The 21,903-nt window shown below is 70.1% G+C and carries 17 protein-coding genes; 9 read left to right on the plus strand and 8 right to left on the minus strand.

Annotated features, from left to right (window positions below):
- Positions 1 to 22: 22 nt before the first annotated feature.
- On the minus strand, positions 23 to 1,528 hold the full coding sequence (locus tag ABZ855_RS08120; RefSeq protein ID WP_360802811.1) for an oligopeptide:H+ symporter: 1,506 nt from the start codon (positions 1,526 to 1,528) through the stop codon (positions 23 to 25).
- A 161-nt stretch (positions 1,529 to 1,689) separates the two neighbouring features.
- On the opposite strand from ABZ855_RS08120, the gene ABZ855_RS08125 reads away from it, so the two are divergent.
- Complete coding sequence (locus ABZ855_RS08125; RefSeq protein WP_360802814.1) at positions 1,690 to 2,004, plus strand: antibiotic biosynthesis monooxygenase family protein; 315 nt, start codon at positions 1,690 to 1,692, stop codon at positions 2,002 to 2,004.
- A 236-nt stretch (positions 2,005 to 2,240) separates the two neighbouring features.
- On the opposite strand, the gene ABZ855_RS08130 is transcribed toward ABZ855_RS08125, so the two are convergent.
- Both ABZ855_RS08130 and ABZ855_RS08135 read right to left on the minus strand, forming a co-directional pair.
- Positions 2,241 to 4,409 carry an MMPL family transporter gene (locus tag ABZ855_RS08130; RefSeq protein WP_360802818.1) on the minus strand — a complete coding sequence of 723 codons (2,169 nt, stop codon included), beginning with the start codon at positions 4,407 to 4,409 and terminating at the stop codon, positions 2,241 to 2,243.
- A 130-nt stretch (positions 4,410 to 4,539) separates the two neighbouring features.
- Entirely contained in the window at positions 4,540 to 5,223 is a 684-nt protein-coding gene (locus tag ABZ855_RS08135; protein ID WP_360802821.1) for an SDR family NAD(P)-dependent oxidoreductase, read from the minus strand.
- Between the two features lie 206 nt (positions 5,224 to 5,429).
- On the opposite strand from ABZ855_RS08135, the gene ABZ855_RS08140 reads away from it, so the two are divergent.
- The gene (locus tag ABZ855_RS08140) at positions 5,430 to 7,070 is read left to right on the plus strand and encodes a multicopper oxidase domain-containing protein (protein ID WP_360802824.1); all 1,641 of its coding nucleotides are present in this window, start codon (positions 5,430 to 5,432) and stop codon (positions 7,068 to 7,070) included.
- Positions 7,071 to 7,233: 163 nt separating this feature from the next.
- Positions 7,234 to 8,445: an FAD-dependent monooxygenase gene (locus tag ABZ855_RS08145; protein ID WP_360802827.1), complete on the plus strand. Its 1,212-nt coding sequence runs from the start codon at positions 7,234 to 7,236 to the stop codon at positions 8,443 to 8,445.
- Positions 8,446 to 8,560: 115 nt separating this feature from the next.
- Here ABZ855_RS08145 and ABZ855_RS08150 read toward each other — a convergent pair whose 3' ends face one another.
- Positions 8,561 to 9,088, minus strand: a complete 528-nt coding sequence (locus tag ABZ855_RS08150) for a VOC family protein (protein ID WP_360802830.1) — start codon at positions 9,086 to 9,088, stop codon at positions 8,561 to 8,563.
- A 188-nt stretch (positions 9,089 to 9,276) separates the two neighbouring features.
- On the opposite strand from ABZ855_RS08150, the gene ABZ855_RS08155 reads away from it, so the two are divergent.
- The 3 genes from ABZ855_RS08155 to ABZ855_RS08165 are packed head-to-tail and all read left to right on the plus strand — an operon-like array spanning position 9,277 to position 12,582.
- Positions 9,277 to 10,680: an NAD(P)/FAD-dependent oxidoreductase gene (locus ABZ855_RS08155; RefSeq protein WP_360802833.1), complete on the plus strand. Its 1,404-nt coding sequence runs from the start codon at positions 9,277 to 9,279 to the stop codon at positions 10,678 to 10,680.
- Complete coding sequence (locus ABZ855_RS08160) at positions 10,677 to 11,705, plus strand: methyltransferase (RefSeq protein ID WP_360802835.1); 1,029 nt, start codon at positions 10,677 to 10,679, stop codon at positions 11,703 to 11,705. Before ABZ855_RS08155 ends, ABZ855_RS08160 begins: the two co-directional genes overlap by 4 nt.
- A 16-nt stretch (positions 11,706 to 11,721) precedes the next feature.
- Positions 11,722 to 12,582 (plus strand): LLM class flavin-dependent oxidoreductase, encoded by an 861-nt coding sequence (locus ABZ855_RS08165; RefSeq protein ID WP_360802838.1) that lies wholly within the window; start codon positions 11,722 to 11,724, stop codon positions 12,580 to 12,582.
- A gap of 185 nt (positions 12,583 to 12,767) precedes the next feature.
- On the opposite strand, the gene ABZ855_RS08170 is transcribed toward ABZ855_RS08165, so the two are convergent.
- A complete protein-coding gene (locus ABZ855_RS08170; RefSeq protein WP_360802841.1) occupies positions 12,768 to 14,108 on the minus strand; it encodes a cation:proton antiporter in 1,341 nt (446 codons plus the stop codon).
- 203 nt (positions 14,109 to 14,311) lie between these two features.
- A complete protein-coding gene (locus tag ABZ855_RS08175) occupies positions 14,312 to 14,854 on the minus strand; it encodes a hypothetical protein (protein WP_360802844.1) in 543 nt (180 codons plus the stop codon).
- A gap of 130 nt (positions 14,855 to 14,984) precedes the next feature.
- Here ABZ855_RS08175 and ABZ855_RS08180 point away from each other — a divergent pair, with 130 nt between their 5' ends.
- Complete coding sequence (locus ABZ855_RS08180) at positions 14,985 to 15,461, plus strand: MarR family transcriptional regulator (protein WP_360802847.1); 477 nt, start codon at positions 14,985 to 14,987, stop codon at positions 15,459 to 15,461.
- Positions 15,462 to 15,992: 531 nt separating this feature from the next.
- Here ABZ855_RS08180 and ABZ855_RS08185 read toward each other — a convergent pair.
- Both ABZ855_RS08185 and ABZ855_RS08190 read right to left on the minus strand, forming a co-directional pair.
- Positions 15,993 to 17,018, minus strand: a complete 1,026-nt coding sequence (locus ABZ855_RS08185) for a methyltransferase (protein ID WP_360802850.1) — start codon at positions 17,016 to 17,018, stop codon at positions 15,993 to 15,995.
- A gap of 12 nt (positions 17,019 to 17,030) precedes the next feature.
- Positions 17,031 to 18,641 carry an FAD-dependent monooxygenase gene (locus ABZ855_RS08190; RefSeq protein ID WP_360802853.1) on the minus strand — a complete coding sequence of 537 codons (1,611 nt, stop codon included), beginning with the start codon at positions 18,639 to 18,641 and terminating at the stop codon, positions 17,031 to 17,033.
- Between the two features lie 256 nt (positions 18,642 to 18,897).
- On the opposite strand from ABZ855_RS08190, the gene ABZ855_RS08195 reads away from it, so the two are divergent.
- Positions 18,898 to 19,911: a methyltransferase gene (locus tag ABZ855_RS08195; protein ID WP_360802856.1), complete on the plus strand. Its 1,014-nt coding sequence runs from the start codon at positions 18,898 to 18,900 to the stop codon at positions 19,909 to 19,911.
- A gap of 20 nt (positions 19,912 to 19,931) precedes the next feature.
- Entirely contained in the window at positions 19,932 to 21,530 is a 1,599-nt protein-coding gene (locus ABZ855_RS08200) for an FAD-dependent monooxygenase (protein WP_360802859.1), read from the plus strand.
- Positions 21,531 to 21,903 lie beyond the last annotated feature (373 nt).

Here is a 21,903-nt window from a genome sequence, read left to right on the forward strand (position 1 = left end):
GCGGTCCGGCCGCAGGCGGTGATCACACCCCCAGCCGTCGGCCCAGCGGCCCACGGGCCAGCACCAGGGCCACCCCCGCCGCCAGCAGAACCAGGCTCAACGCGAGGAAGTACGCGGCGGACGGGGACTCGTCGCCCGACACCTTCAGGGCGTTGCCGCCCAGACCGCCGCCGAGCGCTCCCGCCAGCCAGAACAGCCCCACCATCTGGCTGACGAAGGTCGCCGGGGCCACGGCGGTGGTCGCGCTCATCCCGACCGGGGCGAAGGCCACCTCCCCGGCGGCCAGCAGCAGGAACGCGACCACCAGCCACCACGGGGACACCAGGCCGCCCTCCGCCGAGCCGGTCCGCCACGCGGCCAGCGCCATCACGCCGAAGGCCACCGCCGTGCACCCCATGCCGATCGCGAACTTGACGGCGGTACCGATCCGGTCCCCCGCACGCTTCCACAGCGAGGCGAACAGCGGGGCGGTGAGCAGGACGAACAGCGGTGTCGCGGACTGGAACCAGCTGGTGGGCACGGTGAAGCCGAGCACCGAACGGTCCGTGGACTCCTTGGCGAAGATCGCGAAGACCGAGCCGCCCTGCAGGAACATCGCCCAGAACAGGGCCGAGGCGAGGAACAGCCAGATGTAGGTCTTTACCCGGATCCGCTCCTGCGCCGTGAGCAGCGGGTTGCGGATCAGCCGCCAGAAGAAGACCACCGGTACGACGACGGTCAGCAGCCCGATCAGCCCCATGACATGGGCGATCTTGAAGGTCCCCATGGCCGCGTCCGTGCCGTAGACGATGACGACCACGGCCAGCGTGAGGCCGACCGTCCGCGACACCCGGGTCCGCTGGGCGGGGGTGGCGGCACGCTCGGGGGTCCGGCCGGTGTCGCCGAAGTGGTGCGAGCCGCGCACGTACTGCACCAGCCCGACGGCCATGCCCGCGGCGGCGAGCCCGAAGCCCAGATGCCAGTTGACGGTCTCGCCGACCGCCCCCACCACGACGGGCGCCGCCAGGGCGCTGACCTGGACGCTCATATAGAAGATGGCGAAACCGGCGTCCCGGCCGGCCCGGTCCCGCGGAGCGTAGAACGCGCTCAGCAGGTTGGCCATGTTGGGCTTGAGCAGCCCGGTGCCGCCGGCGATCAGGAGCAGGCCGGGGTAGAAGAACACGTGCCCGGGCAGGGCCAGCGACACATGTCCGAGCCCGATCAGCACGCCCCCGTAGAGGACCGCGCGGACGGAACCGAACAGCCGGTCGCCGAGCCAGCCGCCGGGTACGGAGGAGAGGAACACCGAGGCCATGTAGAGGCCGAAGAGCAGCGTGGCGTCCTCGTTGGTCATCCCGAGGCCGCCGTCGGCGGTCGGCTCCGTCGCGTAGAGGACGAGGATCGCGGTCATCCCGTAGAAGCTGAACCGCTCCCAGATGTCGGTGCCGAACAGGGTGGTGAACCAGCGGGGCCAGCCCAGCAGTCCTTGTCGGCCGGTGTGTCCGGACGGACCTGGCGGTTGGACGGGGGACTTGGCCGGCGCGGTCATGGCTCCTCCAACGGGTCACTGGGAGAGGAGCAAGGCTCCCGCCGGGGTGTCGGAGGCTGGTCGAGGACGGCTCGAAGTGGTCTTCCTTGAGCGGGTGTTGAGTCTTGGTACGGAGACTGGGCGGTCCGAGTCGAGCCCGTTTTGTGCAGGAGGTCAGTCAGATGGCGGATTCCCTTCCCTTCCGTGTGATGCTGCGGATGGAGATCGTGCCTGGTCAGGGCGCTGAGTTCGAGAAGGTGTGGGAGGAGGTGGGGCGGGGGATCGCGGCGCAGCCGGGGAATGTGTGTCAGTCGTTGGCTCGGTCGGTGGATGAGGTGGACGTGTATCACGTCGTCACTGATTGGGTTGATGCGGCCAGTTTTCATGTGTTCGAGCACAGTGAGGCGCATGTGGAGAATCGGCGGCGGCTTGCGCCTTACCGGCGGGGTGGGGGGATGGTGCTCAGTCAGACGGTGTGTTTGCTGGAGGGGGCGTAGGGGTTTTCGCCCCCGCCGCCCCTACCCGTCCCATCCTGTTCTGGGGGCTGCGCCCCCAGGCCCCCCTCCGGCCCTGAACGGGCCTTGTCCTCAAACGCCGGACGGGCTGGGGGTGCGGGCCGGCGCTGAAAAGTGAAACTGGTGTGGCCGCTGGGTGTCGCGTGTCCTGGAAGGGGGACTGCGGTACCCAGCGGCCTGGCGTCCGGTCGGGTGTCAGGTTGCCGGCGGGACGCTGCTCAGTGGTTTTCCACCTTTACTTCCGGCAGGGCCCTCGCCAGTGACTTCGGCAGCCACCAGGCGTGCGCGCCCATCAGGCGCATCGCCGCCGGCACGATCAGACAGCGGATGAGGACGGCGTCCACGAAGATCGCCACCGCCAGTCCGAAGCCGAACTGACGCAGCATCCGGTCGGGGCTCAGCATGAAGGCGCCGAACACCACGATCATCACCGCGCCCGCCGCGGTGACCACCGCGCCGGTGTGCGCGAGGCCCTCCCGCACCGCCTTGGCCGGGTCCTTCGAGCGCAGCCACTCCTCGCGCATCCGGGAGACGAGGAAGATCTCGTAGTCCATGGAGAGCCCGAAGACGATCGCGAAGATCATGGTCGGGATGAACGCCTCGATGGGTCCGGGCTCGGCGCCCAGCCAGCCGTGCTGGAAGACCAGGGCGACCGCGCCGAGGGCCGCGCCCACGCTCACCAGGTTGAGCAGGGCGGCCTTGAGCGGGATCAGTACCGAGCGGAACACCATCGTCAGCAGGACGATCGAGAGGCCGATCACGATGGTCACGAACAGCGGCAGCTTGCCCCCGATGGTCTCGGAGAAGTCGATGACCGACGCCGTCGCCCCGCCGACCAGGTACTCGGCCTTCGTCTGCTCGGCCACCCCGGGCAGTACGTCGTCCCGCAGCCGGTGGACGAGGTCCGTCGTCGCGGTGTCCTGCGGCGCGGTCTTCGGGATGGCGAGGAGCATGGCGGCCTTGCCGTCCTCGGTGGGGATCGGGCCGTTGACCAGTGCGATGCCCGGGGTGGTCTTGAGCGTGCCCGCGGCGGCCCCCGCGGCCTGTACGGCGTTGTCGCCCTCGGCCACGATCACCAGCGGTCCGTTGAACCCGGGGCCGAAGCCCTTCGCGAGCAGGTCGTACGCGACCCGGCTGGTGGTGCCGTCCGGGTCGTTGCCGGCGTCCGCGAGGCCGAGCCGCAGGTCCGCCGCGGGAACGGCGAGCGCGCCCAGCGCCACCAGGGGCAGCACCAGAGCCGCCCACGGCCGCTTCTGTACGGCCTCCCCCCAGGCCCGCCAGCGCGTGCCCTCCTCGGCGCGGCCCTTGGCCGCCCGCTTCTCCTCGCGCGCCGTGAACTGGCGGGCGAAGCGCTTGCCGAAGATCGCGAGCAGCGCGGGCAGCAGGGTCAGCGAGGCCACCATGGTCAGCAGGACCGTCAGCGCGACCGCGAGCGCCATGCCGCGCAGTGAGCCGAGACCGAGGGCGACCAGGCCGAGCAGCGCGATGATCACCGTGCAGCCGGCGAACAGGACGGTCCGTCCGGCGCCCTCCAGCGCCCTGCGCTCGGCTTCCTCCGGGTCGACCGCCTTGACCAGCTCGGCCCGGTAGCGGGCGAAGATCAGCAGCGCGTAGTCGATGCCCACGCCCAGACCGACCAGGGCCATGACATACGGGGAGTAGCTGGCGATGGTGAACTGGTGCGAGGCGAGCACGATGATGCCCAGCGTGGCGCCGACCGCGAACACCGCGGTGATGATCGGCAGGCTCGCGGCGATCACCGTGCCGAACATGAACAGCAGGATCACCAGCGCCGCGAAGACCCCGGCGCCCTCCGCCCCGCTGCCCTGGTTCTCGCCCAGTTTCCGGGCGGCCTCACCGCCCAGCTCCACCTGGAGCCCGTCCTTCTGGATCTCCCGCGCGGTGTCGAGGATCTTCTTGCTCTGCTCGAGGGGCACGTTCTCGGACGGCCGGTCCAGCTCCACGGTGGCGTAACCGACGGTGGCGTCGGCCGAGATCGCCGACTGGTCCTCGTACGGGCTCCGCACCTGGACGACGCCGGGCAGTCCGGAGACCTGCTTGAGCATCCCCGCGACCGCGCTCTCGGTGCCCGGGGTGCGCAGGCCGTCCTTGTCGTGGAGCACGATGTCGACGGTGTTCCAGGCGTTGCCCGCGCCGTGCTCCTTCAGGACCTCGAGGGCGTTCTGCGTCTCGGTCCCCGGCAGCGAGTAGTCGTCCCGGTAGCGGTCGCCCGCCTGCGAGGCGCCGGCCCAGACGCCGACGAGCACGACGAGCCAGAGGATCAGCGCGGTCCATCGATGCCGGTTGGCGAACCCCGCGATACGGGAGAAGACCCCGGCCTGTTCGGACCGGACCGCGGAGGCGGTCCCGGGTGGACGAGTAGACATGATGGTCGCGATCCCCTTGTCGGACGAGATGGGGAGTCATCAACGCAGCAGGCGCTAGTGTCCGCGTACAGCCGCACTAGAACGCGCCCCCCGTCCGGAGTCGCCGGCTGCCATCGGCTTTCAGCGGCTGTCACCAGGGGATGGTGCCGTCCTTGCGCAGGAAGACCCCTGACGGGCCGTCCTGCGGCAGCAGAGCCGCGTCGGCTATGTGCCGTGCGGCTTCCTGGGGGGTCTGTTCGGCGTCCGGGCGCATCCGGGTCCTGACCATCCCCGGGTTGATGGAGTTCACCAGTACCCCGCTGCCCTCCGTCTCCTTCGCCAGCATCACGGTCAGCGCGTTCAGCGCCGTCTTGGAAGCGGAGTAGGCGGGGCACTGCGCGGCGGGGCCGTACGCGAAGGACGCGGCGCCACTGGAGACGTTGACCACTCTGCCCCAGCCGCGCTCCACCATGCCCGGCAGAAAGGCCTGCGCCATCCGCCAGGCGCCCAGCAGGTTCACCTCGAGGGTGTACCGCACCTGGTCCAGCTCGACGGCGGAGGGCGCCACGCCCCAGTCCAGTTGCACACCGGCGTTGTTGACGAGGACGTCCACGGGCCCGGCGTGCTTGACCGCCCGGTCGACCGACGCCTGGTCGGTGACGTCGAGGGCGAGCGGGACGACCTCGGCGCCCAGGCGGCCGGCGGCCTCGACCGCGGTGCGCTCGTCGCGTGCGGCCAGCACCACCCGGTGTCCCCGGGCGTGCAGTTCGGCGGCGACCGCGAGGCCCAGGCCCCGGTTCGCTCCGGTCACCAGTGCGGTACGGGTAGGGGGCACGTCGACTCCTGATCCGGGGACGGACACGGGGACATGGGACGTGGGTGAGCATGCGGGGTGTGCCTGGAGGACCGCTCAAGCGGCGGGAAGCGGAGGATGTGCCTGGAGTGTGACTCGAGCCGGGCTCGAGCCGAAGTCGACCGATAATCGGGCGTAACTCCAGTACGCCGCCCCATCATTGCCCAATGACCGGTAGCCACAATTACATGACCGACGATCACAGGGGAAGTGACGAGAGCGACTCCACGGTGACAGGAAACGGCGAGAGCGGACAGGGCCGGGCGACGCCGAAACGCCCCCGTACGATCCGACGCAGGATCCTGCTGGCGACGGCAGGCCTGCTGGGTGTCGGCCTGGTCGGCGGCGGGGCGTACGCGATCAACTTCGCCCGGGTGTACAGCGGGCGCAAGCTCAGCAACGTCGGCGAGCTCTCCTTCGCCAACAAGGTGAGAATTCCTCCGCTGCTGGAGGGCGAGGACGACGGCTCCGGACGCCATGTGTTCAAGCTGACCGCCCAGACCGGGGAGAGCCGGCTGCTGCCCGGCAAGCAGACACCGACCTGGGGCATCAACGGGGCTTTCCTGGGGCCGACGTTACGGGCCCGCCGGGGGCAGAAGGTGGCGGTCTCGCTCACCAACCGCCTTCCCGAGGCGACCACCCTGCACTGGCACGGGATGCATCTGCCCGCCGAGATGGACGGCGGGCCGCACCAGATGGTGCAGCCCGGAGCCGTCTGGAACCCCGAGTGGGAGATCAGCCAGCCCGCCGCGACCCTCTGGTACCACCCGCACCCGCACCAGAGCACGGCCGACCATGTGTCCCGGGGCCTGGCGGGCCTCTTCATCCTCGAGGACGACGACGCGGACCGGGCCGGTCTCCCCAACTCCTATGGTGTGGACGACATTCCGCTGATCCTGCAGGACCGGCAGTTCAACGACGACGGCACCATCGACCTGCGCGGGGCCTCCTTCATGGAGAGTCTGGCGGGGGTGGGCAGCCCCGGTGTGCTCGGCGACACGATCCTGGTGAACGGTACCTACGACCCGCATGTCCGGATCTCCACCACGCTGGTGCGGTTCCGGCTGATGAACGCCTCCGGCGCCAGGACCTACAACCTGGGGTTCACCGACAGCCGCGAGTTCCAGCTGGTCGCCCAGGACAACGGGCTGCTGGAGCGGCCCCTGCCGCTGCGCCGGCTCCAGCTGACGCCGGGTGAACGCGCCGAGGTGGTCGTGGCCTTCAAGCCCGGGGAACGCGTCGTGCTGCGCAGTTTCGAGCCGGAGCTGGGGCTCTCGTTCCCGACCGACCGGCTGGGCGGCGCGGACGACACCTTCGACATGATCGAGGTGCGGGCGGGGGAGAGGCTCTCCCGGTCCCGCCCATTGCCCGAGACCCTGCGCGGGGCCCCCGCCGCCATCGGCGTCCCCGAGAAGCCGCGCACCCGCACCTTCGAGTTCAACAGCTTCTCCATCAACGGCAAGAGCATGGACATGAGCCGTATCGACGAGGTGTGTCCGGCCGGGAAGGTCGAGATCTGGGAGGTGACCGGCGACGCGGAGGTGGTGCACAACTTCCATGTCCACGGGGCCACTTTCAACGTCATCGAGTACGCGGGGAAGAAACCCGAGGCGTGGCAGCGCGGTCCGAAGGACACCGTGCGCGTGCCTTCGGGGGGCACCGTGCGGCTGGCGGTCAGTCTGCCGACCCACATCGATTCCAAGATCCCGTACATGTACCACTGCCACATCCTGCGTCACGAAGACCTGGGAATGATGGGGCAGTTCACCGTGGTGAAGCCGGGGACGGAGAACAGCGCCCCCCGGACGATCGACAGCGCACACCACTGACCGGCCGGCCGCTCCCGTATTCACTTGACAGTCAAGTATCTCGACCCTCAAGATAAGAGAGTCCCCGGACGCCGTGGAAGTCGGCATCCGGGGAGCGACAAGCCGAATCCAGATCAGGAATGCTGCCGGCCCGCGGGCCGATCCAAGACGACGAGGTGGACTGATGCGTGACCTGGAGACGACCCGGACAAGGAGTGCGGTCCTGATCGGCTGCGGCATCGCCGGACCGGTCTTGGCCCTGTTCCTGCAGAGGGCGGGCATCGAGGCGGTCATCTACGAGGGGAAAGAGGAACCCCGCGACGAGGTCGGCGCCTTTCTGAACCTGGCCCCCAACGGACTGGCCGTACTGGACACCCTGGGCATCCGCGAGGACGTCGAGGCGGTCGGCAGCCAGACCACCAGCACCGCCTTCCTCAACCACCACGGCAAGAAGCTCGGCGAGAACCCGGCGGAGACCCTGCTGCTGAAGCGGGGCCTGCTCAACAAGGCCCTGCGTGAGGCCGCCGTGAAGCGCGGTGTCCGGCTGGAGTTCGGCAAGTTCTTCAAGAGCGTGGAGGAGACCGCCGACGGCGTCCGGGTGCACTTCGCCGACGGCACCACCGCCGAGGCGGACATCCTCATCGGCTGCGACGGCATCCACTCCAAGACCCGGTACACCGTGATGCCCGACGCCCCCCACCCCGAGTACACCGGGGTGATCGGCACGGCCGGGTACACCCGCTCCAAGGACGCCGCGCCGGCCGACGGCGTGATGCGGATGTCGTTCTGCTACAAGGGGTTCTTCGGCTACCAGACCATCCCGGGCGAGGAGGTCTACTGGTTCGAGAACTACCACCAGGCCGAGGAGCCCGCGCGGGGCGAGACGGAGGGGACCCCCCACGAGGAGTGGAAGGCCCGGCTGCTGGAGCGCCACCGCAAGGACCATCACCCTGTTTCGGCCATCATCGACTCCACGCCGAGCGGCATCATCGGCTACCCCATCTACGACATGCTGACGCTGCCGCTGTGGCACCGGGGCAGGGTCTGCCTCGTCGGTGACGCGGCCCACGCCACGTCGCCGCACGTGGGGCAGGGGGCGTCGATGGCGATGGAGGACGCGATCGTCCTGGCCAAGTGCCTGCGCGACCTTCCCACCCCGCAGGAGGCCTTCGCCGCCTTCCAGTCCCTCCGCCAGGAGCGGGTGGAGAAGATCATCAAGGAGGGCCGCAGGACCGGCAACCAGAAGGCGGCACCCAACGGCCTCCAGCGCGCGGTGCGGGACCTGGTCCTGCCGTTCTTCCTGAAGCTCGGCGTCAAGGCGACCATCCCCGTCTACACCTACCGGGTGGCCTGGGACGAGAAGGTGACCGAGAAGACGGTGGCCGCCGCCCGGTAGACGGACGACGGCCGGCGGAGCCGGCAGGGCCGAGGCCCTGCCGGCTCCCTTTTTCTCCTCGTGCTGTCAGTGATCAGTGATCAGTGATCGGTGATCAGTGATCGGTGATCGGTGGTCAGTGGTCGGTGTGCGTGGAGATCTGCACGTAGTTGCCCTCGGGGTCCGCGACATAGGCCTGACGCTCACCCCACGGCTGGTTCCTGGGGGTCATGAGCACCTTGGCGCCGGCGGCCTTGGCCTTGGCGAAGGCCGCGTCGACGTCGGGGACGAGCACCGCGACGTCCGACTGCTTGTGCGTGGACTTCCCGATGTGCGGCAGGCCCGTGTACGTCTTCATCGTGTCGTACGACGAGAAGGTGATGTAGTAAGTGCCTTCCTTGCTCACGGTGCCGAACATCCCGGGCCCCTCCGCGGGGAACCGGAAGTCCACCGTGAAGCCCAGGGCCCTGCTGTAGAAGTCGAGCATCTTGTCGACGTCGCCGGTGTACAGGTTCGGCTGCCCGTAGCGGGTCGCCGCGGCGACCACATCGGCCTTGTCCTGCTTGGCTTCGGTGGCGTTCGAGACGCTGCCCAGGCCGACCATCAGCAACGTGGACACGGCGGTCCCCGCAGCCCATCTTCGCGCGTTCAACGACGTCCTCATCCGGTGACTCCTTTTTGCTGTGAAATGAGCGGAGCTCATTGAGTCAGAAGGCAACCGAATCGACCTCGTGTATCACTCGAGAAGCTCATCGAGTTCATCTCCACCCCTCTTCCAGCGCCCGGCGCGACGGTGAGGCACGGCATCCCACCCTGCTACCGCGTCCCGGCGACGCAGAGATTGGAGAGCTCATGCGCGACTCCACCCAGATCCTTGTCATCGGGGGAGGTCCCGCCGGCTCCACGGCGGCCGGTCTGCTGGCCAAGGAGGGATTCGAGGTCACGCTCCTGGAACGGGACAAGTTCCCGCGCTATCACATCGGCGAGTCGATCCTGCCCTCGTGCCGGCCGATCCTCGAGTACCTCGGCGTCTGGGACAAGGTGAACCGCCACGGCTTCCAGCCCAAGGGCGGCGCCTACTTCTTCTGGGGCCCGGAGGAGTGGGAGGTCAACTTCAGCGGGCTCGGCGCGGACGGCACCAACGCCTGGCAGGTGGTGCGCTCGGAGTTCGACGAGATCCTGCTGCGCCACGCCGCCGAACTGGGTGTGACGGTGGTGGAGGAGACCACCGTCAAGGAGGTCCACTTCGAGGACGGCCGGCCGGTGGCCGCCACCTGGGTCGACTCCAAGGACCCCGGCCGGTCCGGCCGCATCGGCTTCGACTACGTGATCGACTGCTCCGGCCGCACCGGGCTGATCGCCGCCCGGCAGCACAAGAGCCGGAAGTACCACGAGGTGTTCCAGAACGTGGCCGCCTGGAGCTACTGGAAGGGCGTCAAGCGGCTCGACCGGGGCCCGGACGGCGCCATCACGGTGGCCTCGGCCCCCGACGGCTGGTTCTGGGTCATCCCGCTCCACGACGGCACCACCAGCGTCGGACTGGTCACCGGACGGGACATCTTCAACGAGAAGAAGCGCGCCCAGGGCGGCATCCAGCAGGTCTACGACCAGGTCGTCACCGAGTGCCCGCAGGTGGCGGCGCTGCTCGAAGGCGCCGAGCAGGTGTCCGGGATGAAGGTCGAACAGGACTACTCCTACACCGCCGAGCGCTTCTGCGGCCCCGGCTATCTGCTCAGCGGCGACGCGGCCTGCTTCCTGGACCCGCTGCTGTCCACCGGCGTCCACCTGGCCACGTACAGCGGGATGCTCAGCGCCGCCGCACTGTCCAGCGTGCTGCGCGGAGACGTCGCGGAGGACGAGGCCTGGGAGTTCTACCAGACCGTCTACCGGCACGCCTACGAGCGGCTGTTGGTGCTGGTGTCCGTGTTCTACGAGAGCTACCGCGGCAAGGAGCACCACTTCTACAACGCCCAGCGGCTCACCCAGCACCAGCGCGACAGCCTCGACCTCCAGGAGGCGTTCAACCGCATCGTCACCGGCATCGCCGACATGGACGACGCACAGGACGTGTACGCCAGCGTCCACGCCCACCTCAACGGCGCCGAGAGCGGCGACCCCAACCCCCTGGCCAACCTCAACAAGGTCCACGAGCAGAAGCAGGCTCCGATGAGCCCGGCCAACGCCGTGGGCGGCCTGTATCTGTCCTTCGGGCCCAGCCTGGGCCTCAGGCGAGCGGAAGGAGGGACGGCCCGATGACGACGACCACTCAGCCCACAGCGGTCTCCCCCGAGGACATCACCAAGATCAGCGGCCTGGGCCATAGCTTCACGGTCTCCAAGCTGCTCCTCAGCGCCGTCGAGGTCGGGGTGTTCACCGCGCTCGCCAACAGTGCCGAGGGCAGCGCCGAGACCGAGGAACTGCGGGCCGCCACCGGGCTGCACGCCCGCTCGGCCACCGACTTCTTCGACGCCCTGGTGGCCCTCGGGCTGCTGGAGAAGAAGAAGGAGGGCCGCTACTACAACAGCGCACTCGCGCAGGCATGCCTGGTACGCGGCGAGAACTACCGGGGCGGCTTCCTGGACGGCGCCAACTACGTGCTCTACCCCGCCTGGGGACGGCTCACCGAGGCGCTGCGCACCGGAAAGCCCCAGGCCGAGGGCGACTTCGAGGAGATGCTGAACGACCCGCGGGCGCGGCAGGCCTTCCTCAGCATGCAGGACGCCCTCAGCTCCCCGCTGATCCCACAACTGCTCGAGGCGGTCGACTTCAGCGACTTCCGCACCCTCGCCGACATCGGCGGTGCGCGCGGCAACCTCGCCGGGCTCATCCTGGCTGCGCGGCCCGAGCTGACCGCCCGGGTCTTCGACCGGCCCCAGAACGCCGGGCCGTGCGCGGAGCACGCCAAGACCCTCGGAGTGGACGGCAGGCTCGACTTTGTCGGCGGGGACTTCTTCGCCGACCCGCTGCCCGCGGCGGACGTGCTGGTCATCGGCCATGTGCTCGCCGACTTCTCCGTCGACGAACGCAAGCAGCTGGTGGCGAAGGCCTTCGAGGCCGTCAGCCCGGGCGGTGCGCTGCTGGTGTACGACCCGATGCCGGGGGACGAACCCCATCTGCCCGCGCTGGTGTCCAGTCTCCACATGCTGGTGATGACTCCGGCGGGGGCGGGCTACCACCCCGGCGACTGCGAACAGTGGATGCGGGTGGCCGGCTTCACCGATGTCACCAGCCATCCGCTGCTGCTCGGCAACACCCTGCTCGTCGCCCGCAAGCCCGCCTGAGGGGAGGGAGCCCGCCATGGAGATAGGAGTGGGGCTGCCCACCACGGTTCCCGACGTCGACGGGAAACGGCTCACCACCTGGGCCAGGCAGGCCGAGGACCACGGCTTCGCCAGTCTCGGCGTGCTGGACCGGCTGGTGTACGACAACTACGAGTCGCTGACCTCGCTCGCCGCCGCTGCCGCGGTGACCGAGCGGATCCGGCTGGTCTCCAGCATCCTGATCGCCGCGTACCGGCCGGGCACGGCGGTCCTCGCCAAACAGGCGGCGACCGTCCACGCGCTCTCCGGCGGGCGGTTGACGCTGGGTGTGGCGGCCGGTGGCCGGGAGGACGACTTCCAGGCCACCGGGGCGCGCTACCGGGACCGCGGCCGGCGGCTGGACGACATGATCACCGAGATGAAGGCCGTCTGGGCGGGCAAGGGACCGGTGCCCGGCATCGGGCCCTTCTTCCCGGACGGCAACGCTCCTGAGCTGATCGTGGGCGGACACACGCCGGCCGCGATGGCCAGGGCCGCCCGCCACGCGGACGGCTGGATCGCCGGAGGCAGTTCGGCCACCGGGTACGCGGAACTCGCCGACCGGGCCCGCCAGGCCTGGGGGACGGAGGGGCGCCCGGAGAAGCCCCGGCTGGTCGCCCTGACCTACGCGTGCCTGGGCCCCGGCTCCCGTGAGGTGGCCGAGCGCTATCTGCGGGCGTACTACGCCTTCATCGGGCCCAAGGCCGAGATGGCCGCCAAGGCGGTCGTCATCGGGGCGGAAGCGCTGCGCGAGACCGTGTCGGCCTACGCGGAGTCGGGCTGCGACGAGCTGCTGGTCTTCCCCTGCACGGCGGACCCGGCCCAACTGGAACTCCTCGCGGAGGCCGCTCTGCGCTGACCTCCGCACCTCCCGGCCCGAGCCGGGCGGATCGGCCTCCCCGCCGATCCGCCCGGCTCGGCCGTGTGCGGCGTGCGTGGCGTGCGTGGCGTGTGTCCCGGAAAGACGGCAAGGTCCTCCACGGGCGACGCCGGTGGAGGACCTTGCCGTTCCGTTCGAGTGGACGGTGTGGACGGTGTGGACGGTTACTTCTCGGACAGCGGTGGGCGTGCCCCGGTGACGGTTCTGCCGAGGGGCGCCGACTGGTCGCGGGCGGCCAGGTCCTGACGTATCCGTTCGTCGGGGTAGACGAACGGCAGCAGCACGCCCGCCATGGCCGTGGTGACCAGGGCCATCACCACCATGAGGGAGTAGAGGGGCTGATCCAGTACGCCGATCTGCAGCCCGACCGTCAGCACGATCAGCTCGGTCAGGCCACGGGTGTTGATGAGGACGGCGAGCACGGCCGAATGCCGGGGTCGCACCCCGTTGAGCCGGGCCCCGAGGAAGGCACCGACGAACTTGCCGCCGATCGCCACCAGCAGGATGAGCCCCAGTTCGCCGAACGCCGTCGCGTTCATCGACGACAGGTCGACCTTGAGGCCGGCCACCATGAAGAACACCGGGAGCAGCAGGATCGAGCAGAGCTGCTCCACCCGGGGCAGGGCGTACCGGCGGAGCCTCGAGGCGCCCTCGCGCGGCATGACGATGCCGAACAGGAACGCGCCGAAGATGAGGTGCAGTCCCATCCAGTCGGTCGCCTGCGCCGACAGCCACAGCCCCGCGCCGACGGCGAGCAGGACGCCGGCGTCGGCGAGCCGCACGGTCACCCGCCCGGCCATCCGTCCAGTCACCCGCCCCGTGGGCCTGCCCGCCGTGGCCTCGCGGCCGGCCAGTCGGGCCAGCAGCGGCCGTACGACCCACACCAGCGCGGCGGCGTAGGGGAGGACGAGCAGGATCTGCCAGGGGGCGCCGCCTGCGCCGGCCAGTGCCGCCACGGCGGCCAGCATCGACCAGGCGAGCACGTCGTCGACGGCCGCGGCGGCGAGGGCGAGGCCGCCGATGGGTGTGTCGATCAGGCCCTTGTCGGTCAGGATGCGGGCCAGTACGGGGAACGCCGTCACGGACATCGCCGTACCGAGGAACAGTACGAAGGCGAGCCGGTCGCCGGTGGGATGGTTGGCGACGAGATGCAGGGCCAGCAGCGCCCCGAGGGAGAACGGCAGGACGACCGCGCTGAGCGACACGCTGACCGCGATGCGGCCCTGACCGCGCAGCAGGCCCCTGTTGAACTCCAGGCCGACGAGGAACATGAACACGCACACGCCGACGTTGGCCAGCGTCGTCAGGGACGGCCGGACGTCGGCGGGGAAGAGGAAGGAGGTGATCTCGCCGTCGAACAGCGTCGGGCCGAGGAGGATGCCGCCGAGGATCTCGCCGATCACGGCGGGCTGCCGCAGGCGCCGGGCCAGCGCGCCGAGCAGCCGTGCCACCGCGACGATCACCACCAGGTCGAGCAGCAGCATCGCGGTCGTGCTCAGCTCCATCGGGCGTCCCCTTCCTCGTCGGAGGAGACCGGGGCTGTTCCTGTTCCCGGTGTCACCGCGAGGCCGGCGAGCGGCACTTCAGTCTGGTCCTGAGTCTGGTCCTGGGTCATTGCGTGGCTCCCTGTGGTCTTGTGGCCTGCCCGTCCGGAGACCGGCGGGCAGGCCGCGAAGGTAAGGGGAGCCCCTCAAGACCTCGTCGACTGTCAGACGATGTCCTTCGGCCTGGGGCCCGGGAGGGAGGGGTCGGGGAGGGCGGGGTGGTCGCCGTCGCGGTGGGCCCTGCGGGCCTCCTCGACGAACTCGCGGGAGAACATCGTGCTGAGGTTCGCCATGCCGCCGCGTGAGATCCGGATCTCGCTGTGCTGCAGCCGGCCGGTGAGGCGGATGCGCCGGCCGCTGCCCGGGACGTGCCGCTCGATGTCCTTGACCTTGGAGCGGTCGGGCAGCTCCAGCTCCCGCTCGTCGACCACGGCCCCGTCCGGGACCAGCAGCTTGACCGTGGAGCGCTCGGCGTCCAGGTGGACCACGATCTCGCCCTCGGGGATGCGGTGGGAGCGCAGGTCGAGGTGGAGCGAGGCCCGCCGTGCGCGGACCTCGATCCGCCGGGCCTCGGTCCAGTGTCCGAGCTTCTTCTCACTGACGTAGAAGGTCTCCACGCGGACGGTGTCCCCGTGGTCGGATGTCTCGAGGTGGGCGGAGTTGGGCTGTGCGGAGTTGGTCGGTGCGGAGTCCTGCGGGCTGTTCATCACAGTGTTCCTTTCTGGAACCCGGGCAACATTCCCGATTTCTTGCGCCTTCTTGCGGCTTGATTTTCCTTGGGAGTCAACTATCTTGACTTTCAAGGTGTACCTCTATCTTGAAGGTCGAGATACTTGAATGTCAAGTGAAGCGGTGGACGGCCCGACGAACGAGGCGCTGTACTGGGAACTCGCCGGTGAGATCCGCGCCCTGCAGGGCGCGGTGGAGGCGGTCGACGCGGCGGCCGCCGCCCGGCTGGGGGTGAACCAGACGGATCTGCGCTGCCTGGACGTACTCCTCCAGCGGGAGAGCGCCACCCCCGGGGAACTGGGGACGGCGCTCGGACTCACCACCGGCAGCGTCACGGCCATGCTGGACCGGCTGGACAAGCTCGGCTATCTGACCCGGGAACCGCACCCGGACGACCGGCGCAGGTCGGTCGTGCGCCCCAGCGAGCGCACGCGGCGGGCCGCCGAGGAGATCTACCGGCCGCTGGCCGAGGAGGCGGTCGAGGGGCTCCGCCGCTACTCGGAGACGGAACTGCGGCTGCTCCTGGACTTCGTGCGGGGCAGCCGAGAGGTCCAGGAGAAACACGTGTCCCGAATCCGCGGCTGAACGCGCCGCCGGCGCTGGGGGCTGCGATACCGAGGGGCGAGGGCATTGGGGTTGGGTTGGGTGTGCGGGCCGGGGTCACCCGGTCGTCCGGGCGGTGCCGGGGGCCGGGGGCGGGGCGCGCGCGGCCGTGGGTTACGCCGGGGGCCCACGCGCGGCCCCTATTCGTGGGTGAACGCCACAGGCCCCGGTGGCCCGCGACGCCGAAGCGGCGGGGGCCACCGGGGCCGGAGGGGTGCAGGCCGGCGTTACCCCGGCCTTCCCGGGCCGTGTCGGGCCGGGGAGGTGGCCGTAGGTGACGTCACGGTTCACGCGTGGACTGATCACGCTGCGTTCACGTGCGTTCCTTGGTGACATCACGGTTCACATGAGGCCGTGATTGCGCTGCGTTCACATGCGGCCGTGGTCATGCTGCGGTTCACATGCGGTCGTTGGTGACATCGCGGTTCACCGGTGGCCGTGGTCGTACTGCGGTTCACGCGCGGCCGCAGGGCCGCGCTGCGGGCCACGCGTGGCCGGAGGGCACGTCGGGGGTTACTCCTTTCTGGCTATGACCAGGGTGACGTCGTGGCCCAGTGACGTGTGGTCTACGGAGGTGAAGCCTGCCTCTCGCATCCACTCGGCGCATTGGGTGAGGTCGTACCCCGTGCCGTGCGGTGTCATCAGTTGGAGGTTCAGGCTGCGGAGCAGGTTGCGCAGATAGCTGTCCTCGCCGTTCACGATGACCGGGTCCCACACCAGGAACGCCCCGCCGGGCCGCACCGCCGCGAAGGCGTTGCGGACCAGACTCTGGCGCTGCTCGTCGTTCCAGTCGATGAGCGCGTGGCCGATCATCACGACGTCGGCCTCGGGCAGCGCACCTGCGAAGAAGTCCCCGCCGTGGAACCGGACCTTGCCCGTCATCCCGATCGACGCCATGTGCGCGGCGAAGTCGGGCTCCAGCTGCGGCAGATCGAACACGCAGGGGTCCAGATGCGGATGGGCCCGGGCCAGTCCGGCCAGTACGTTGCCACGGCAGCCGCCGAGCTCCAGCACCGAGTGGTGAGCCGCCCAGTCGAAGCCGTCCACCAGCGCGGGGATGAGTGGCCGACTGGCGTCCTCCGCCATGCCGACCAGCCCGTCCTTCTTCTCCTCGCTGTCGTACAGCTCGCCGAACATGTCCTCGCCGCTGTACGTGGCGGCCTGCGGTGCCCCGGTGCGCAGCGACTCGGAGAGCTTGCCCCACGCCGGGTACATCACCTGGTCGGCGGCCCGCAGGAAGCCACCGAGATAGCCCTCGGCGCCGGGAACGAGGCAGGACCGGGTGATGTCCGAGTTGCGGTAGCGGCCGGACGAATCCCGCTCCAGGAAGCCCAACTCGGCCAGGGCCGCCAGGAAGTGCCCGGTGCCCCGGGCGTGAAGGCCGAGCCGGTTGCGCAGCTCCGCCTCGTCGCCCGGCTCCTTGGCCAGTGCCTCGAACAGGCCCAGCTCCATCCCGGTCAGCACGAGCTTCGCCGACTGGAACGCCATGGCCTGGCCCAGCACGGCCGCCGGTCCGGCGGCGGTGTTGGTGTCAGTCATCTCGTGGTCCTCTCAGACCGTGGTCGGCACATGGCCGGCCGCGCGGGCGATCACATCGGACAGCACCGCCGTCGGGTCGTCCGCGGACTCCGCCGAGCGCCAGGCCACGAAGGCGTCCGGACGCACCAGCACAGCGCCCCCCGGTCCCACTCCGTAGACGTCGGTCCACTCGCGGTCCGTGGGCCGCAGCTCCTGGTCCGCGCCCACGGCATGCGTGCGCAGCGGAATCCCGAGCTTCTCGGCGACCTTCGTCGCCGCCTGTGCCCAGTCGGCGCCGTCGGGGCCGTGGAGCAGCACGTACGAGTCCCAGAACAGGTCGATCGTGGAGATCTCCTCGTCCCCCCGGCGCAGCCACAGATGCGGCGCGCGGGTGCCGGGCTCGCCGGTCAGCTCCAGGTCGGGGGAGAGCACCTTGGCGTCCGCCGGCGCGGACACCGACGAGGAGCGGTAGCGGTACCCGAGGGTGATGACGACGTCGTCGACGAAGTCGGCCTTGTCCTGGTCGGTGGCATAGCCGTGCCGGATCCGGTTGCGGACGAGTGCTTGCTCCGACATGGCCTTGCCCAGCGGACGGCGCTCGGCGTCATAGGTGTCCAGCAGGGTGTCGGTGCCCCAGCCCTGCAGCACCGCGGCCAGCTTCCAGGACAGGTTGTGGGCGTCGTGGATACCGGTGTTGGCTCCGAACCCACCGGCCGGCGGATGCACGTGCGCGGCGTCACCCGCGAGGAACACCCGGCCCACCCGGAAGGTGTCGGAGACCAACTGGGCGCCGCGCCACGGCACCTTGTCCATGATCTCCACGTCGATGTCCTTGCCGGCCGAGCGGCGCACGATGTCGATGCAGCGCTCGTCGGTGTAGTCCTCCGGCTTCTCGCCCTTCTCCGGGAAGTAGATGGGCGCCGCCAGCCAGGGGTCGCAGCCGTGCAGCCGGGACAGACCCATCAGGGTGCCGCTGGCGCTGGCGTAGCAGAGGATGAACTTACGGTCCTTCAGCAGCACTTCGAGCTCGGGCGCCCGGAAGTAGATGCTGAGGGCGTTGAAGACGGTGCCGCGGCCGCTGCGCGGTACGCCGAGCGCCTCACGCGTGAGACTGCCGGCGCCGTCGGCCCCCACCAGGTAGTCGGCCCGGATGGTGAACCGCTTGCCGCTGTCCTCCTCCGCGATGGCGGTGACGCCGTCGGCGTCCTGCTCGAAGGAGATCAGGCGGGTGCCGAACCGGATGTCGGTGCCGGCCTCCTGGGCCTTGGCGACCAGCACCTTCTCGTAGCGGTCCTGTCCACAGCCCATGACCCGCTCGGGGCTGACCGTCGGCCCGTCCAGCGAAGGGGCCTCGAGGAGCTCGGCGTTGTCGATGTCGGCGAACGTGTTCACCTTGATGATGCCGCCCTCGAAATAGGCGTGCGAGTCGCCCATCTCCAGAGCCCGGATGTCCGCGCCGAGACCGGCTGCCCGGAACAGTTCCATCGTGCGGGCCTGCAGGCCGGGGGCGCGCGGCAGGGTGGAGGTGCTGTCACGCTTCTCCAACAGCATCGTGCGTACACCACGCCGTCCGCTGAAAAGGGCGGTGGCAAGCCCCACGGGCCCTCCACCGATGATCAGCACTGGAATCCTCACGTCATACATGCATGTCCCCTCTGGACGCTCCGGTCGGACGGACGGACAGACGCGAGATGAATAGCTGCGCCGCCTCAAGACGCGGTGGAGCGAAGGGGTTCGCAAGGGGTTCGGCGGAGGGGTCGCCAGGGGTTCGGCGGAGGGGTCGCCGGCTGTCCCGCCGGACCGCCCCGGCACCGTTCGAGGGCCTCTCGACTCGGCCGTGCGACGGTCCCCCGGCCGCGTGGCACTCGGCCACGGCAGGCGTTGGAAGGAGCACAAGCGCATGACGCAAACCATTCCCGACGTCAGCACTCCTGCCGGGATCATCCGGCTCGGCAACATGTTCTGCGACGCCAAGGCGCTGCTGACCGCCGTCGAGCTGCGCCTGTTCACGGTGCTCCACGAGAAGGGCCCGGCCACCGAGGAGGAGATCAGGGCCGCTCTGGAGCTGCACGGGCGTGGTCTGTCGGACTTCCTCAGCCTGCTCACGGCCCTCGGTCTGCTGGAGCGCGAGAACGGGACCTACCGCAACGGCGCGGGCGCGGACACCTACCTGGTGCACGGTCGGAAGAGCTACGTCGGCGGCTTCCTGGAGCGGTCGAACCGGAACCTCTACCCCGCCTGGGGCCGGCTCTCCGAGGGTCTGCGCACCGGAAAGCCGCAGTCCGGCAGCGACTTCGAGACCGTCACCCAGAACCAGCACATCCTGCGGCAGTTCGTCGGGATGATGGACGCCCTCACCCATGTCGTCGGGCCCGAACTCGCCCAGAAGTACGACTGGTCGGGGCACGCCTCCGTACTCGATGTCGGCGGCGCCCGGGGCAACCTGTGCTCCATCATCGTCAAGCACCACCCGCATCTGACGGGTCATGTCTTCGACCTGCCTCCGATGGAGCCCCTGTTCGACGAGCGGGTGGCCGAGGACGGGCTGACCGGACAGATCACCTTCCACGGCGGCAGCTTCTTCGACGACCCGCTGCCCACCGCCGACGTGGTCGTCCTCGGGCACGTACTGCACGACTGGGACAAGGAACAGCGGGCCGCGCTCATCGCGAAGGCCTACGACGCCGTCAACCCCGGCGGGACCCTCCTCATGTACGACCGGATGCTGGAGGACGAGTCCACGCACATCGAGAACCTCGTGATCAGCCTCGACATGCTGCTCGTCACCGACGGCGGCGAGGAGTACCCCATTTCCGAGGCCGTGGCGGTCGCCAAGCAGGTCGGCTTCGCCGCTGTCGAGGTCTCCACCCTCAGTGAGTACGACACGCTCGTCGTGTGCCGCAAGAAGGCCTGAACAAGAGAGAGGAGTCTCCCATGAGCAAGGCGCCTTCAGAGGTGCAGGTGCTGGTGGTCGGAGGCGCGGTCGCCGGCCTGTCGACCGCCGTCTTCCTCGCCTCGCACGGGGTCAGCACCCTCGTGGTGGAGCGGCACCCCGACACCCTCAGCCACCCCCGCTCCCGGGGCATCAACCCCCGTACGGTCGAGGTCTACCGGCAGGCGGGGCTCGAGTCCCGGATCTGGGCCGAGGCCAGCCTGGCCACGGACTTCAGCAAGCTCCAGATGATCAAAGCGGAGACCTTGGCCGCCGAGGAACACTTCAGCGGTCCGACGGACAGCCCCGACCCGACCGGCGAGGTCAGCCCCTGCGAGTGGGCGCCGATCGACCAGGACCGGCTGGAGCACCTGCTGCGTGAGCGGGCCACCGAGTTCGGCGCCGAACTCGCCTTCGCCACGGAGCTCGTCTCCTTCGAGCAGGACGACGACGGCGTCACCGCCGTCCTGCGGGAGCGGGGGAGCGGGGCCGAACGCAGCGTGCGGGCCCGCTATCTGATCGCGGCCGACGGCAGCCGCAGTCCGGTCCGCTCCGAACTCGGCATCGAGGTCGACGGTCCCGGGGAGTTCGCCACCACGCTCTCGGTGCTGTTCGAGGCCGACCTGAGCGAGGCGGCCCGCGGCCGTCCGGTGGGGGTCTGCTACCTCGACCGGCCGGCGCCCTCGACGATCCTCTTCGCGCACGACGGCGACCAGCGCTGGATCTTCGCCACGGCGATGCCGCCGGACACCACGCTGGAGACGGTCACCGAGGAGCAGGCCATCGAGCTGGTGCGGGCCGCCATCGGCGTGCCCGACCTCAAGGTGCGGATCATCGAGCAGCTGCCGGCGGGCGGCGCGAAGTGGCTCAGCTTCATCATCGGCGCGCAGGTCGCCCGCGAGTACCGGCGCGGCCGGGTGTTCCTCGTCGGCGACGCCGCTCACCTGGTCCCGCCGACGGGCGGGTTCGGTGCCAGCCTGGGCATCCAGGACGCGCACAACCTGGCGTGGAAGCTGGCCGCGGTGCTCGACGGCACCGCGGGCGAGGCGCTGCTCGACACGTACCAGGCGGAGCGGCAGCCGGTGGCCTGGATGACCCTGCAGCAGACGATGGCGATGATGCAGGACCGTACCGGGCAGGACGGCGGTGAGGACGGCGGGCTCAGCCCGGCCGAGAGCTACAGCACCACTGTCTTCGGCTACCGCTACTCCGAAGGCCCGCCGGTGCCGCCCCGGCAGCTCAGCGGCGAGGCCGGCACCAGGGCTCCGCACGTGGCCCTGGAGCGCGACGGCAAGACCATCTCCTCGCTCGACCTGTACGGTTCCGGGCCGGTGCTGGTCACCGCCGCCGGCGGCCAGGCCTGGGAGGCGGCGGCCGTAGCGGTCGTCAAGCGCCACGGCGTCCCGCTGAAGGCGCACCGAATCGGCACCGGCGGCCTCACCGACCCGGACAACGCACTGGCGTCGCGATACGGCATCGGAGCAGACGGCGCCGCCCTGATCCGCAGCGACGGCTTCGTCTCCTGGCGCTCACAGGGCGCGGCGGCCCAACCGGAGGAGGAACTGACCGCAGCGGTCCTGGCCCTGCTGGGCCGCAGCTGAACACTCCCTTTCCCTCCCCTCCCCGGGCGCCGGACGGACTGGTCTCACCAGCCCGTCCGGCGCCGTTTCCACACCCGAACGCGGCCACAGACCCCGGACTCCGAGACCGGTCCCCGGCCCTGGCCTCGCCCACGGCCCCGACCCCAGGCCCCGAGCACCGGCCCTGGGCCCCGGCCCCGGCCTCGGACCCCGGCCTCGGACCCCGGCCCCGGCCCCGGGCCCCCGGGCACCCCGCACCGGCCCCGAGGCCCCGACGCGGGCCCGACCAGGCAGGTCGGGTAGGTCTGGCAGGTAGGGCGGTGTGGGCATGGGTGTGGCCCGGGAACCGGTGGTTGGTTCCCGGGCCGCGTGCCGTGGGAGAGGGGCCGGTGAC

The sequence above is a fragment of the Streptomyces sp. NPDC047042 genome, assembly GCF_040644035.1.
Lineage (GTDB): Bacteria > Actinomycetota > Actinomycetes > Streptomycetales > Streptomycetaceae > Streptomyces.

What these genes read in the sequence shown, in the direction of transcription:
- ABZ855_RS08120 (WP_360802811.1), bottom strand. Translation starts at nt 1,528, where the DNA reads ATGACCGCGCCGGCCAAGTCCCCCGTCCAACCGCCAGGTCCGTCCGGA.
- ABZ855_RS08150 (WP_360802830.1), bottom strand. Translation starts at nt 9,088, where the DNA reads ATGAGGACGTCGTTGAACGCGCGAAGATGGGCTGCGGGGACCGCCGTG.
- ABZ855_RS08195 (WP_360802856.1), top strand. Translation starts at nt 18,898, where the DNA reads ATGACGCAAACCATTCCCGACGTCAGCACTCCTGCCGGGATCATCCGG.
- ABZ855_RS08185 (WP_360802850.1), bottom strand. Translation starts at nt 17,018, where the DNA reads ATGACTGACACCAACACCGCCGCCGGACCGGCGGCCGTGCTGGGCCAG.
- ABZ855_RS08130 (WP_360802818.1), bottom strand. Translation starts at nt 4,409, where the DNA reads ATGTCTACTCGTCCACCCGGGACCGCCTCCGCGGTCCGGTCCGAACAG.
- ABZ855_RS08180 (WP_360802847.1), top strand. Translation starts at nt 14,985, where the DNA reads ATGTCAAGTGAAGCGGTGGACGGCCCGACGAACGAGGCGCTGTACTGG.
- ABZ855_RS08200 (WP_360802859.1), top strand. Translation starts at nt 19,932, where the DNA reads ATGAGCAAGGCGCCTTCAGAGGTGCAGGTGCTGGTGGTCGGAGGCGCG.
- ABZ855_RS08160 (WP_360802835.1), top strand. Translation starts at nt 10,677, where the DNA reads ATGACGACGACCACTCAGCCCACAGCGGTCTCCCCCGAGGACATCACC.
- ABZ855_RS08190 (WP_360802853.1), bottom strand. Translation starts at nt 18,641, where the DNA reads ATGTATGACGTGAGGATTCCAGTGCTGATCATCGGTGGAGGGCCCGTG.
- ABZ855_RS08155 (WP_360802833.1), top strand. Translation starts at nt 9,277, where the DNA reads ATGCGCGACTCCACCCAGATCCTTGTCATCGGGGGAGGTCCCGCCGGC.
- ABZ855_RS08170 (WP_360802841.1), bottom strand. Translation starts at nt 14,108, where the DNA reads ATGGAGCTGAGCACGACCGCGATGCTGCTGCTCGACCTGGTGGTGATC.
- ABZ855_RS08145 (WP_360802827.1), top strand. Translation starts at nt 7,234, where the DNA reads ATGCGTGACCTGGAGACGACCCGGACAAGGAGTGCGGTCCTGATCGGC.
- ABZ855_RS08175 (WP_360802844.1), bottom strand. Translation starts at nt 14,854, where the DNA reads ATGAACAGCCCGCAGGACTCCGCACCGACCAACTCCGCACAGCCCAAC.
- ABZ855_RS08165 (WP_360802838.1), top strand. Translation starts at nt 11,722, where the DNA reads ATGGAGATAGGAGTGGGGCTGCCCACCACGGTTCCCGACGTCGACGGG.
- ABZ855_RS08140 (WP_360802824.1), top strand. Translation starts at nt 5,430, where the DNA reads ATGACCGACGATCACAGGGGAAGTGACGAGAGCGACTCCACGGTGACA.
- ABZ855_RS08125 (WP_360802814.1), top strand. Translation starts at nt 1,690, where the DNA reads ATGGCGGATTCCCTTCCCTTCCGTGTGATGCTGCGGATGGAGATCGTG.